A 14,531-nucleotide genomic window follows, 5' to 3' on the forward strand; every position below is an offset into this window, starting at 1 on the left:
ATGATGTATGGTATTTGTTATTGACGGTAGCGATTGAAATATTTTTAAATATTAAAACATTTTGCTTATTATTATGTTATAATGTGTATGATAGCGCTTTAAATATGATTTGTAGCAAAATTTTTATAAAAGGAGAGCATCATGAACGGTTTGGTTTTAGGATTGGATATCGGTATTGCATCTGTCGGAGTAGGAATTTTAAATAAAGAAACAGGTGAAATTATTCACGCTAATTCGAGAATTTTTCCTGCTGCAACTGCCGATAGCAATGTAGAACGTCGTGGATTTAGACAAGGCAGAAGACTTGGTCGAAGGAAGAAACATCGCAGCGTTCGCTTAAACGACCTTTTTGAAGAATTCGGTTTTGTAACAGATTTTTCTGATGTCCCTTTAAACTTAAATCCTTATATTCTGCGTGTGAAAGGTTTGAGTGAGGAATTAACAATTGAAGAGTTGTTTATCGCGCTTAAAAACATTATTAAACGGCGTGGTATCAGCTATTTGGATGATGCTAGTGAAGATGGAGAAACAGCTTCCAGTGAATATGGAAAAGCAGTTGAAGAAAATAGAAAATTACTTACCGATAAGACTCCTGGACAAATTCAATTAGAACGCTTTGAAAAATATGGGCGGGTTCGTGGTGATTTCACTGTAGTTGAAAATGATGAAAATCATCGTCTTATTAATGTTTTTTCAACCTCTTCTTATAAAAAAGAAGCTGAAAGGATTTTGAAAAAACAACAGGAATATAATCAAGATATTTCAGATGAATTTATTCAAGACTATTTAACAATTTTGACCGGTAAACGCAAGTATTATCATGGTCCTGGAAATGAAAAGTCAAGAACGGACTACGGACGCTTTAGAAAAGATGGAACAACTTTAGAAAATATTTTCGGTATTTTAATTGGAAAATGTACTTTTTATCCTGATGAATATCGAGCAGCAAAGGCGTCATATACCGCGCAGGAATTTAATTTGCTCAACGACCTCAATAATTTAACAGTTCCAACTGAAACGAAAAAATTAAGACCAGAACAAAAGCGGCAGATTGTCGAGTATGCTCGAACTGCAAAAACTTTAGGAACTCCAACTTTACTGAAATATATTGCTAAGTTAGTAGATGGTTCTATTGATGACATAAAAGGATATCGGATTGATAAATCTGATAAACCGGAGATGCATACTTTTGACGCCTATCGTAAAATGAGAACACTAGAACTGGTGGATGTAGATATATTATCAAGAGAAACCTTGGATGATTTAGCGCACATTCTAACCTTGAACACAGAAAGTGAAGGTATTTTAGAAGCTCTTAACAGTAAAATGCCTGGTACATTTACCAAAGAGCAGATTGATGAGTTAATTCAGTTTAGGAAGAAAAACAGTGCGGTATTTGGAAAAGGTTGGCATAATTTTTCACTTAAGTTAATGAATGAATTGATTCCGGAGCTTTATGAGACTTCAGAGGAGCAAATGACTATTTTGACTCGTCTAGGTAAACAAAGAAGTAGAGAAATTTCAAAACGAACTAAATACATAGATGAAAAAGAATTAACAGATGAAATTTATAACCCTGTTGTTGCCAAATCTGTCCGTCAGGCTATTAAAATCATCAACTTAGCGACCAAAAAATATGGCATTTTTGATAATATTGTCATTGAAATGGCGCGTGAAAGCAATGAAGATGATGAGAAAAAAGCAATTCAAAACGCCCAAAAAGCCAATGAAGATGAAAAGAAAGCAGCAATGGAAAAAGCTGCTAATCTATACAATGGTAAAAAAGAGTTACCAGACAGTATTTTTCATGGACACAAAGAGTTAGCAACCAAAATTCGCCTTTGGCATCAACAGGGAGAACGCTGCCTTTATACAGGAAAGAACATCTCTATTCATGATTTAATTCATAATCCACATCATTATGAAATTGATCATATTCTGCCGCTTTCACTTTCTTTTGATGATGGCTTAGCCAATAAGGTTCTGGTGTTAGCAACAGCTAATCAGGAAAAGGGACAGAGAACACCATTCCAGGCTTTAGATAGTATGGATGATGCGTGGTCTTACAGAGAGTTCAAACAATATGTCCGGAATTCTAAAAGCTTAAGTAATAAGAAAAAAGACTATCTGCTGACCGAAGAAGATATCAGCAAGATTGAAGTAAAACAAAAATTCATTGAGCGCAATCTCGTGGACACACGTTACTCATCACGGGTAGTCCTAAATACTTTGCAGGAATTTTACAAAACAAATGATTTCGATACAAAAATTTCGGTTGTTCGTGGTCAATTTACATCACAACTGAGAAGAAAGTGGAAAATTGAAAAAAGTCGTGATACCTATCACCATCACGCAGTAGATGCTCTCATCATCGCGGCCTCCAGTCAGTTGAGACTCTGGAAAAAGCAGAATAATCCTTTGATTTCTTATAAAGAAGGGCAGCTTGTAGATCCTGAAACGGGAGAGATTCTTTCACTGACAGATGACGAATATAAGGAACTTGTTTTCAGACCACCATATGATTATTTTGTAGATACATTGAAGAGCAAATCGTTTGAAGACAGTATCTTGTTTTCTTATCAAGTGGATTCTAAATATAACCGAAAAATATCAGATGCTACAATCTATGGAACTAGAAAAGCTCAGTTGGGGAAAGATAAGCAGGAGGAAACTTATGTACTTGGAAAAATTAAGGATATCTATTCTCAAAAGGGCTATGAAGATTTTATCAAGAGATATAAGAAAGATAAAACTCAATTCTTGATGTATCACAAAGATCCACAGACCTTTGAAAAAGTTATTGAAGAAATTCTTAAAACCTATCCTGACAAAGAGTTAAACGAAAAGGGTAAAGAAATTCCCTGCAATCCTTTTGAAAAGTACAGACAAGAAAATGGACCTATTCGAAAATACAGTAAAAAAGGTAATGGTCCGGAGATTAAGAGCCTTAAGTATTATGATAATAAACTTGGCAATCACATTGATATTACTCCTGTAAACAGTCAGAACCAGGTTGTTTTGCAGTCCTTGAAGCCTTGGCGGACAGATGTTTATTTTAATCCCCAGACTTCCAAATATGAATTGATGGGATTGAAATACTCAGATTTAAGATTTGAAAAAGGGAGTGGAAACTACGGTATTTCACCTGAAAAATATAATAAAGTCAAAGCAAAAGAAGGGGTGGACGAGGATTCAGAATTTAAATTTACTTTATATAAGAACGATTTGATTTTGATAAAAGACACCGAAACTGGAGAGCAGCAGTTGTTTAGATATCTTTCAAGAAATGATGGAGGTTCAAACAAAGCTCAGATTAAACCGTATAAAAAGGCGGAATTTGAACCTAAAGAGAAACTGATGAGTATTTTAGGTAATGTTCCAAACAGTACCTCTCAATGCGTAAAAGCACTTAATAAAACTAACATCTCCATCTATAAAGTTAAAACAGATGTTCTTGGTAATAAATATTTTATTAAAAAAGAGGGTGATCAACCACAGCTCAATTTCAAGAAAAAAATTTAAAAAAAGAGTTGCAAACGCTTTTGCAATGTATTATAATAGTGACTGTAAGGGACGCCTTACACAGTTACTTAAATCTTGCAGAAGCTACAAAGATAAGGCTTCATGCCGAAATCAACACCCTGTCTATGACGGGGTGTTTTCGTGTTGTAAAGGAGTTTTTATGACGTGGAGAATTGTACATATCTGTCAAAGTGAAAAGATGAGACTAAAATTAGACAATTTGTTAATAAAGAAAATGGGGGAAGAGTATACAATCCCTTTAAGCGATATTTCAATCATAGTAGCTGAAGGTGGTGATACTGTCGTTACTCTTCGGTTGTTGAGTGCTTTAAGTAAGTATAATATCGCCTTAATTGTATGTGACAATGAACACTTACCAACGGGAATTTATCATTCTCAAAATGGGCATTTTCGGGCCTATAAACGACTGCAAGAACAGTTGCTCTGGTCTCAGGAACAAAAAGATAAGCTCTGGCAACTTGTTACCTATTTTAAAATCAATAATCAGCAGGATGTTTTGGCAATGTTTGAAAAGAATCTTGATTGTATCCAATTGTTAGCGGATTATAAGGATCATATTGAACTAGGAGATAAGACAAATCGAGAAGGACATGCCGCTAAGGTCTATTTCAATGAATTATTTGGCAAGAAGTTTATCCGTGTAACTCAGCGAGAATCAGATGTCATTAATGCGGGGTTGAATTACGGATACGCCATTATGCGAGCACAGATGGCAAGAATCGTTGCTGGATATGGACTAAATGCTTTAATTGGAATTTTTCATAAAAATGAATACAACCAGTTCAATCTGGTGGATGATTTAATGGAACCTTTCCGCCAAATTATTGATGTTTGGGTTTATGAACATTTGAGAGATGAAGAATATTTAAAATATGAATTCCGCTTGGCTTTAACAAATCTACTGAACGCAAAAATTAAATATGGCAAAGAAACCTGCTCGGTCACAGTTGCAATGGACAAATATGTAAAAGGTTTTATCAAATGTATTGCTGATAAAGATACAACAAAGTTTTACTGTCCAATAGTTTCTAGTTTGGAATGGAGTATGTAATGAGGTATGAAGCGATGAGATTATTATGTTTCTTTGACTTGCCAATGGAAACCAATCAGGAAAAACGAACCTATCGTAATTTTCGCAAAGAATTGATTGCCAATGGGTTTGAAATGCTGCAGTTTTCTGTATATTATCGAACTTGCCCAAACAGAAGTTTTGCCAGTAAATTTTATAAAAAGCTGAAACAAAGCAATTTACCAAGTGGCAATGTCCGTTTACTAGCTGTTACAGAAAAGCAATTTTCAGAAATGGTCTTGATTATCGGAGGGAAGACCAAGCAAGAAGAAGTAATAAGTGATAATAAGTTGGTGATTATATGAAAATGAATTTTACACATCCTTATAGAGAGAATTTATCTATTAATTTTGGCCCGTTTACTCAAATAGTGGGAGATAATCAGCAATTAAAATACTATATGTGGCAGCTCTTAATTTGGTATTTCAACGGTAAAAAGTATAATGTAGAAGACTTGAACCTTTTTGGACAAATGGAACCAGAAATTACCGAAGAGAATACGATTTTTAAAAGAACAGATTACAAGATTGTTTCTATTTCAGATATCCAAGATTTAATCGAGCAAATGGCTTATAAAAAAGGGACTGTAGCGTTTGATTTTTTGAAGTCAAAACTAGATAATCTTGAAATAATGGAACAGATAGATTATATCAATGATAAGCTGGATCAAATTTCAATGATTGTAAATAAACGTTTGAATTTTCAAATTGAAGATATACATTACCATACAGAAAGTCAGTATTTTACAACTGAGCAGCTGATTCTTAAGAATTTTTTACCTTATTTTGGGTTCAAAGATAAGAATATATCGTTTGAATTTGTCGAAAATGAAACGAAATTTATTATTTTTATGCAAATGCTAGAACAGTTGATTCAAGGCCAGACCAATCGTATTTTGCTCGTCCTTAGAAATATGGACGATTACTTAAGTTATTCCTCATTTGTAAAATGTTGTGAGCAATTACAGAGAATGGCCGACAATTACAGTAATTTTAGTGTCATTATTTTCCCGTCAAATGAAGGCTATCTTTATTTGAATCGCGAGAATATGGAATACGTCAATATTGTTTCTGATTTGGTTGAACATTTTTATGAATTTTCTTTTATGTATGAAAGGTTTAGTGGTCAATATCCTACTAATGACGTACCTACAGAAGATGATTTCATCGTCTCTTTGCAAAAGATTTCACCATATTTATTTAGTAAAGACGTGACACATATGAGTTTATCTATCCAAGATATAGTAACCTTAAAAATTATGAACAGTTTATACCATTATAACAAGAAAATTCATTTTGCTTATAATCCACCTACTCAATTATTAATTAATTTTTTAAAAACTTAAGATTGACAAGCTCATCAAAGGACTTTATAATCAATGTAAGGGTACAAAAATCAAAAAATTTTTTAATTTGAGGTTTTTGTACTCTCAAGATTTAAGTAACTGTAAAACTTAAGTCAATATCAGCATTAAATTGTCTAAGTTTTTGTACTCTCAAGATTTAAGTAACTGTAAAACTTGGACGAGTTGATAAAGAATTCTCCAAATGTTTTTGTACTCTCAAGATTTAAGTAACTGTAAAACTGGCTGTTGCTATTAACTTCTTTTGCTTTAGTTTTTGTACTCTCAAGATTTAAGTAACTGTAAAACTTGATTGTTAAATACATAAAAGATAAAAATGTTTTTGTACTCTCAAGATTTAAGTAACTGTAAAACAGGAACATTGAGCCAGCCCCAATCGTTTCGGTTTTTGTACTCTCAAGATTTAAGTAACTGTAAAACTTCTCCGCCTTGATAATCTACAGATTTGCTGTTTTTGTACTCTCAAGATTTAAGTAACTGTAAAACTCTTATAGCAAAGAAGAAGCCAAAGAAAAAGTTTTTGTACTCTCAAGATTTAAGTAACTGTAAAACTCCGGCAACTGCTTAACGACTTTCATTGTCGTTTTTGTACTCTCAAGATTTAAGTAACTGTAAAACATACGCGTTAATGAGACAGCTGCGTCTCTTGTTTTTGTACTCTCAAGATTTAAGTAACTGTAAAACCTTGCCCGTGGAATGTTGGGCAATGGTAGAGTTTTTGTACTCTCAAGATTTAAGTAACTGTAAAACAAGCGGTTGTTAATTTTGGCAAAACAGTCGGTTTTTGTACTCTCAAGATTTAAGTAACTGTAAAACATGTAGGCCAAAAAGAGGTTGCGGTCACAGGTTTTTGTACTCTCAAGATTTAAGTAACTGTAAAACAAAGCCCACTTTCTGGGTTATTAAGCCAGCGTTTTTGTACTCTCAAGATTTAAGTAACTGTAAAACCCGTGATCCAAGACCAATCCCTGCAGGTCGGTTTTTGTACTCTCAAGATTTAAGTAACTGTAAAACTGCGTTGCTTGCTTATCACCGTCTGCTTCTGTTTTTGTACTCTCAAGATTTAAGTAACTGTAAAACTGTTGAGTGTTGTTGCGATAGTTGTAGATTGTTTTTGTACTCTCAAGATTTAAGTAACTGTAAAACAAAGCCTTGAAAAGATTCTACGACAATTCTGTTTTTGTACTCTCAAGATTTAAGTAACTGTAAAACTAACGAGCTTGTCAAGAATGGCACAGTTGCGTTTTTGTACTCTCAAGATTTAAGTAACTGTAAAACGAAGCAATTAAAGATATTTCTGCTTCTGCCGTTTTTGTACTCTCAAGATTTAAGTAACTGTAAAACATCCTACAGTATATTTTGTGAAAGGCTATCGTTTTTGTACTCTCAAGATTTAAGTAACTGTAAAACAATAGAAAGGAGAATGATATGAAGCGTTTGGTTTTTGTACTCTCAAGATTTAAGTAACTGTAAAACGGTTTGACGTCATCTTTCGCTTTTCGTATTGTTTTTGTACTCTCAAGATTTAAGTAACTGTAAAACATCTCATCAATATTGTAAACAACACCTTGTGTTTTTGTACTCTCAAGATTTAAGTAACTGTAAAACAGCTCGGTAACGATTAACCTGTTTCCATTTGTTTTTGTACTCTCAAGATTTAAGTAACTGTAAAACCATACAAGCTGAATACAATTCTCATGATAGTTTTTGTACTCTCAAGATTTAAGTAACTGTAAAACGTAAGAACAAATAGAGATATAACTCCTATAGTTTTTGTACTCTCAAGATTTAAGTAACTGTAAAACTTGTAAAAAATAAAGGAGGACTTGAAGCCAGTTTTTGTACTCTCAAGATTTAAGTAACTGTAAAACGATAAGCAACAATTGCGCTAAATAATATAAGTTTTTGTACTCTCAAGATTTAAGTAACTGTAAAACGCTAAAGATGTTATCACTTCCAATTATTTTGTTTTTGTACTCTCAAGATTTAAGTAACTGTAAAACTCATACAATATTCTTTGAATACTGTCAACTGTTTTTGTACTCTCAAGATTTAAGTAACTGTAAAACACAAGTTTGGGAGTTAAAACCAATTTCTAAGTTTTTGTACTCTCAAGATTTAAGTAACTGTAAAACTCTTCCATTCATGGTTTAAATTTGACACAGGTTTTTGTACTCTCAAGATTTAAGTAACTGTAAAACAATTGCGTAAGCATGCAGTGCGTCACCAATGTTTTTGTACTCTCAAGATTTAAGTAACTGTAAAACATTTTTAAAGTTAGCCTGATTTAACCTGACGTTTTTGTACTCTCAAGATTTAAGTAACTGTAAAACGAATGATATTCTGCTTGCATATTAAAGTTAGTTTTTGTACTCTCAAGATTTAAGTAACTGTAAAACAAAATGTTTGATTTTCTTATAGCCCACGGTGTTTTTGTACTCTCAAGATTTAAGTAACTGTAAAACGGCAATTCATCAAACTGTGTAAATCCAAGTGTTTTTGTACTCTCAAGATTTAAGTAACTGTAAAACATTTTGATGTAAATGGTAGATTAATTCTTGGTTTTTGTACTCTCAAGATTTAAGTAACTGTAAAACTATTGTCCGATAAAATCTTCCTCTTTTGCAGTTTTTGTACTCTCAAGATTTAAGTAACTGTAAAACCAATGCCTTGAGTTCGGCATACTATGCGCTGTTTTTGTACTCTCAAGATTTAAGTAACTGTAAAACCGCTTTTTAATTTTATTAAACTACTTTGTAGTTTTTGTACTCTCAAGATTTAAGTAACTGTAAAACATATTGACAATATAGCTGCACACTCAATTAGTTTTTGTACTCTCAAGATTTAAGTAACTGTAAAACGTATTTTAGCTATTGTTTTTGGTGCATTAGGTTTTTGTACTCTCAAGATTTAAGTAACTGTAAAACCTTGCCCGTGGAATGTTGGGCAATGGTAGAGTTTTTGTACTCTCAAGATTTAAGTAACTGTAAAACACATGAGTGCGTGCTTGCCCTTTGCCGTCCGTTTTTGTACTCTCAAGATTTAAGTAACTGTAAAACAAAGGCGTCTCGAAGAAGTACAATCAAGTCGTTTTTGTACTCTCAAGATTTAAGTAACTGTAAAACAATGGATAAGGCATAGACACAATGTCGTTAGTTTTTGTACTCTCAAGATTTAAGTAACTGTAAAACAAATGATTGAGGCACGCTTGCCTTATACGCGTTTTTGTACTCTCAAGATTTAAGTAACTGTAAAACGCGTTCTCTGCTGGGAAAATCAAATCCACAGTTTTTGTACTCTCAAGATTTAAGTAACTGTAAAACTAGGCATTGATACCGCCAATTTGGATAATAGTTTTTGTACTCTCAAGATTTAAGTAACTGTAAAACTTGGGCGCAGTCGTTTCTGTACCAACTTTTGTTTTTGTACTCTCAAGATTTAAGTAACTGTAAAACTCTTTGTTATCATTAACTTATTTTCCTTTTGTTTTTGTACTCTCAAGATTTAAGTAACTGTAAAACGGGGGTATGTCTTGCAGATGGCAGCGTATAGTTTTTGTACTCTCAAGATTTAAGTAACTGTAAAACATAACTGGTTGGATAGTTGTTAGAATCCCGGTTTTTGTACTCTCAAGATTTAAGTAACTGTAAAACAATACAAAATATGCTGATAGGAGCTCTTCGGTTTTTGTACTCTCAAGATTTAAGTAACTGTAAAACCCCGTCTTTTTAACGCTGTTAATATTCAGCGTTTTTGTACTCTCAAGATTTAAGTAACTGTAAAACAAAATTGATACACGTTTATCGGAACTTGAAGTTTTTGTACTCTCAAGATTTAAGTAACTGTAAAACTAACTTAAATATAAGGAAGCGGACGGATAAGTTTTTGTACTCTCAAGATTTAAGTAACTGTAAAACCTGTAGTCGTTTTTCTTGGGACATCGAATCGTTTTTGTACTCTCAAGATTTAAGTAACTGTAAAACATCAAGCAAAGCTGATCGTCTCCTGCGCGGGTTTTTGTACTCTCAAGATTTAAGTAACTGTAAAACATAACGAGAAGACATCAACTGCAGAACTGCGTTTTTGTACTCTCAAGATTTAAGTAACTGTAAAACTTATTGACTTTTTGACTGGCACATTAGCTGGTTTTTGTACTCTCAAGATTTAAGTAACTGTAAAACGGCTATGAGGACTGTTATCAATCGCGCGGGTTTTTGTACTCTCAAGATTTAAGTAACTGTAAAACTAAATAAGCAAATAACTGCGTTACAAGAGGTTTTTGTACTCTCAAGATTTAAGTAACTGTAAAACAATTGATGTTGCAGACATTGACCTTGTAGAGTTTTTGTACTCTCAAGATTTAAGTAACTGTAAAACAGATTTGAAATTGCAGCGCATGATAGCAAGTTTTTGTACTCTCAAGATTTAAGTAACTGTAAAACAAAATCTCTTGACAAAACTTAAATAAAGTTGTTTTTGTACTCTCAAGATTTAAGTAACTGTAAAACTGCTGTACGTGTTTCTTATGGTGTAACACGGTTTTTGTACTCTCAAGATTTAAGTAACTGTAAAACTTAATGAACTTTATGATTTCATGATACACCGTTTTTGTACTCTCAAGATTTAAGTAACTGTAAAACCCATAAATCGCTTTGTACTGCTCATTGTCAGTTTTTGTACTCTCAAGATTTAAGTAACTGTAAAACATTTGACCGTTTAAATAGTCAATAACTGTGGTTTTTGTACTCTCAAGATTTAAGTAACTGTAAAACTTCTTTTTGATGATTCATTCTTCAAATCTGTTTTTGTACTCTCAAGATTTAAGTAACTGTAAAACTTGTAAATAATAAAGGAGGGCTTGAAGCCAGTTTTTGTACTCTCAAGATTTAAGTAACTGTAAAACGGTTACAATCCAAATTATCTCACTTAGTCAGTTTTTGTACTCTCAAGATTTAAGTAACTGTACAACTACATTAGGAATTGTTTGATGTAAAAGAATTGTAATCTAATAGTTATCTGAGTAATACATTAGCGGAATTGTAATTTAGGCTGAAATGGTTTATAATGAAAAGTAGCAAGTATATTAGGAGGCCGTCTAATGGAGAGAAAAATTAAAAAATCGGTAGTTGCGACCGGTTTAGCTGCAACCACTATTATTTCAGGCAGTTTATCACATCAAGTAAATGCCGAAGAAGTAAAAACACAATCTACTGAGCCAAAGACATCTGAAAAAATCACCAAACCAGTTACAGAAACAGATGTTCAATCAGCAAAGATGCAAGCCGATGCTGCAAAGGTTCAGACAGATGCTCAGCAAAAAGTTGTAGAGCAAGTCAAAGGAGATGTAAATACTTCAAAGGACGCGGTGGCAGATAGCGAAAAAGCTGTTGCAAATGCTGAGGCAGAAAAGAAAGAAGCAACTCCAGAAGTTATTGAAACCGCAAAAGAAGAAGTGGCGACATCAGAGAAGGCGGTTACAACAGAGGGAAATAAGGTTCAAGAAGCAGAACAGTCTGAAACAAAGGCAAAAGAAGCTGTTAAAAATCAAGAAAATGTTGTTGCAGGGCAACAATCACTCGTTGATGTAGCACAACGTGAATTAGATACAGCAAAAGCTCCGGTCGCAAATGAGCAGCAAGAGCTCAACCAAGCACAAGATTCAGAAAAACAAGCAGAAAAAGATTTAGCAGACAAGCAAAATAATCTTGCTAAAGTGAAGGAAGAAGTTGCTAATCTTCCTAAAGAAATCAAATCAGCAACTGAACAAGTCAAGCAAAGTGAGCAAAAAGTTGCAGAAAATCAAGCGGCTATTGATCAAAAAGCCGGTGAAGTAGCCCGCGCTGAACAATCAGCCGCTAATAGAAGAAATGTTGATTTGAGTAAAGCAACCTATGGTGAATTTTTACAACACGCTAAAACAAATGGAGCCAACCAAGCGATTCGTAATGCAGCTGCTGAAGCTCTAACAACTTATGAAAGAGCTAAACGTGAAGACGGTATTACAGTTGGTTCTGACGCAACAAGCCCAGCAACTTTAGAAAATAATTTAAAAGCAATTGAGTTAGTTAGAGCTATCAATGCTTATCGTAGACAAGCTGGATTAAAAGAATTATTGATTGATCCTTACAAAAATCCAGCTAGCCAAGTCCAAACTCTTTATTTTGAAAGAGCAAATTGGCATATGGGTAAATATTTGAGAAATGAAAATGTGGCGATTAGTTTTACTCCAAAAGGAGCCGTTGACTTCTGGCATAGTGAAAAAGCTCTATATCAGCAAATTGCTGCACAATACGGTCTTCCAACTGATGAAACCAAAATTGATGCTAATGCTATTTACCAAAAAGTTGGCGCTACTGTTTTTGCAAATATCGGGCATTATGTCCAAATGATGGATAATCAAGCCAACACTATTTCAGCTGCATATGATCAAGTTCCAAATCAATACAGCAATGTATATGGAACGTCTGAAGTTGGATTTCATAGAGAACCTAATTTTAATGCGCGTGTTAATAACGGTACCCTTCTTACTGCAGATGCTTATGAGCAAGCAATCCGTAATTTTGCTGGTGCTGCAAAAGCTGCAGATGCACAAGCAACAGTGGCCAAGAATCAATTAGCTATGTTGCGAGCTCAAAGAACAGGCTATGTATCTACTTTAAATATCCAAAAGGCAAAATTAGCAGACCTTCAAAAATTGGCCGCGAATCGTTCAGGAGCCCTTGCTACTGCAAACGCTGAGTTGATTACAGCAGAAGCCGCTTTGAAAAAAACAAAGCAAAATGTCGTGGTAAAACAAGCAGCTTTGGAGCGCGCTACTGCAGCTATTGCGTCCAAGTTAGCACCAAAACAAGTAGCTTTAGAAAAAGCTCAAAAAGTGCTAGATAGTGCTAAAAATAAATTAGCAGAACTAAAGAAAGCTTTAATTACAGCGGAGTTAAATGTTGCCAAGGCAAAAGATGCTTTGCAAACTAGTCAAACCAAGCTAAAAGAAGCACAAGATAACTTGGAAAAATTACAAAACGCACCACAAGCACTTGAAGCAGCTCAAAAGGCTCTTCAAGCTGCACAAGCTGACTATGCCTCTAAGGTTAAAACGTTAAAAGATGAAGAAGCAAAACTAGAGATTTCTCGTTCAATTTATACCAAGTTACAAGAAAACTATGAGCAATTGAGAAGTCAACTTCCTCAGAAGGCTCAAAAAGAAACAGATGGAGAAGTACAAAAGTTACACTTATCCAGAACTTACCAACCAAAACCATTGTTAGTCAGACAACAAAATAACGCTCAAAAAGTTCTGCCTGCTACGGGTACTAAAGCAGATCAGATTGCTGCATTAGGACTGCTACTTGGTTTAGGAACTCTAGCTAGTGCTCGCCGTCGTAAAAGAAATAACGAAGATTAAATAATTGAAGATTTTAGAAAAAATCTAATCTTTCTTCCCAAAGGCAAACAACTCTGTTTTCGAGTGTTTGTCTTTTTGATTGAGATAATTAAAATCAACAGTGAAGAAATGATAATAAAATAGAATTTAAATAGAATGTAACTTCTGCCTGATAGATATCTAAAGTATCTATCATTTTGAGAATCAGCACAAAAATAGTATAATAAACTGTATTCTCTTAACGAAACGAATAAAACTAAAGGAGTTTTCTATGCAAGTCATCAAACGTAATGGAGAAATTACTGATTTTAATCCAGATAAAATTTATCAAGCTATTTTGAAAGCAGCACAAACGGTTTATGTTTTGACAGACGATCTACGTCAAAATTTAGCGCTTGTAACTAAAAAAGTAGTGTTAGATCTGGAGGAGGCTGGTGTTGAACGAGCTACTATCAGTATGATTCAATCTATGGTAGAAAATCGTCTGCTAGGTGCTGGTTATATCACTATTGCCGAGCATTATATTTCCTACCGCTTGCAACGAGATTTGGAGCGTAATGGTTATGGCGATCATATTGCAGTCCATTTACATTTTGAACAAATTCGATAAATTTGCAGTCTAGATTACAGGATGAAGTATAACTGTCAGATTTTTTTGAAAAATTTGCTAAAAATAAACTCTCTTTTAAGTTAATAAATATCGCTTGTTCTACAAAAGATTACACATTCCCTTAATTTCTGGGACTTGACAAGTGTATTTTAATATGATAAAATTTAAAAGATTTTAAGCTTGAAGGGAGTGAAAAAAATGTCAAAAACAGTAGTACGTAAAAATGAATCCCTTGACGATGCTCTTCGTCGTTTCAAACGTGCGGTTACTAAAGCTGGTACTCTTCAAGAAACACGCAAACGTGAATTCTATGAAAAACCTTCTGTAAAACGGAAACGTAAATCAGAAGCAGCTCGTAAACGTAAAAAATTCTAATTGAGCAAAATGACAGACTTAGGTCTGTTTTTTGTTTCTATTTAGATAAAATTGAACTCGTACTCAATAAAAATCATTAGTTTTAGCAGGTTTACCGTATGGACGTTATCTGCCATCTCAAAACTCCACAGCAAGTTCAATAGAAGTAGCAGCTAGAGGGGCAGGTTAAGGCAAACAGAATATCAAGAAA

7 protein-coding genes and 1 CRISPR repeat array are annotated in these 14,531 nt (G+C 33.8%); all 7 genes read left to right on the forward strand.

What is annotated here, in order from left to right:
- Positions 1-141 precede the first annotated feature (141 nt).
- Positions 142-3,522 carry a type II CRISPR RNA-guided endonuclease Cas9 gene (gene cas9, locus ACOMA9_RS04905; RefSeq protein WP_330945116.1) on the forward strand — a complete coding sequence of 1,127 codons (3,381 nt, stop codon included), beginning with the start codon at positions 142-144 and terminating at the stop codon, positions 3,520-3,522.
- A gap of 160 nt (positions 3,523-3,682) precedes the next feature.
- A complete protein-coding gene (gene cas1 / locus ACOMA9_RS04910) occupies positions 3,683-4,594 on the forward strand; it encodes a type II CRISPR-associated endonuclease Cas1 (protein WP_037619531.1) in 912 nt (303 codons plus the stop codon).
- Positions 4,594-4,917 (forward strand): CRISPR-associated endonuclease Cas2, encoded by a 324-nt coding sequence (gene cas2 / locus ACOMA9_RS04915; RefSeq protein ID WP_037590192.1) that lies wholly within the window; start codon positions 4,594-4,596, stop codon positions 4,915-4,917. The genes cas1 and cas2 overlap by 1 nt, the downstream gene beginning before the upstream one ends.
- Positions 4,914-5,957 (forward strand): CRISPR-associated protein Csn2-St, encoded by a 1,044-nt coding sequence (csn2-St, locus tag ACOMA9_RS04920; RefSeq protein ID WP_330945115.1) that lies wholly within the window; start codon positions 4,914-4,916, stop codon positions 5,955-5,957. The genes cas2 and csn2-St overlap by 4 nt, the downstream gene beginning before the upstream one ends.
- 72 nt (positions 5,958-6,029) lie before the next feature.
- Positions 6,030-10,944: direct repeats of the CRISPR family, unit length 36 nt; unit sequence GTTTTTGTACTCTCAAGATTTAAGTAACTGTAAAAC.
- Between the two features lie 129 nt (positions 10,945-11,073).
- Positions 11,074-13,377: a CAP domain-containing protein gene (locus tag ACOMA9_RS04925; RefSeq protein WP_330945114.1), complete on the forward strand. Its 2,304-nt coding sequence runs from the start codon at positions 11,074-11,076 to the stop codon at positions 13,375-13,377.
- 250 nt (positions 13,378-13,627) lie between these two features.
- Complete coding sequence (locus tag ACOMA9_RS04930; protein ID WP_003042152.1) at positions 13,628-13,966, forward strand: ATP cone domain-containing protein; 339 nt, start codon at positions 13,628-13,630, stop codon at positions 13,964-13,966.
- Positions 13,967-14,164: 198 nt separating this feature from the next.
- Positions 14,165-14,341 (forward strand): 30S ribosomal protein S21, encoded by a 177-nt coding sequence (gene rpsU, locus ACOMA9_RS04935; protein WP_000048054.1) that lies wholly within the window; start codon positions 14,165-14,167, stop codon positions 14,339-14,341.
- Positions 14,342-14,531: the final 190 nt, after the last annotated feature.

The organism is Streptococcus atopicus, assembly GCF_049166725.1.
Classification (GTDB): domain Bacteria; phylum Bacillota; class Bacilli; order Lactobacillales; family Streptococcaceae; genus Streptococcus; species Streptococcus hominis.

Bases quoted from the DNA above. Each gene is read 5' to 3' on its own strand.
- cas9 (WP_330945116.1), top strand. From the start codon at position 142: ATGAACGGTTTGGTTTTAGGATTGGATATCGGTATTGCATCTGTCGGA.
- cas1 (WP_037619531.1), top strand. From the start codon at position 3,683: ATGACGTGGAGAATTGTACATATCTGTCAAAGTGAAAAGATGAGACTA.
- cas2 (WP_037590192.1), top strand. From the start codon at position 4,594: ATGAGGTATGAAGCGATGAGATTATTATGTTTCTTTGACTTGCCAATG.
- csn2-St (WP_330945115.1), top strand. From the start codon at position 4,914: ATGAAAATGAATTTTACACATCCTTATAGAGAGAATTTATCTATTAAT.
- ACOMA9_RS04925 (WP_330945114.1), top strand. From the start codon at position 11,074: ATGGAGAGAAAAATTAAAAAATCGGTAGTTGCGACCGGTTTAGCTGCA.
- ACOMA9_RS04930 (WP_003042152.1), top strand. From the start codon at position 13,628: ATGCAAGTCATCAAACGTAATGGAGAAATTACTGATTTTAATCCAGAT.
- rpsU (WP_000048054.1), top strand. From the start codon at position 14,165: ATGTCAAAAACAGTAGTACGTAAAAATGAATCCCTTGACGATGCTCTT.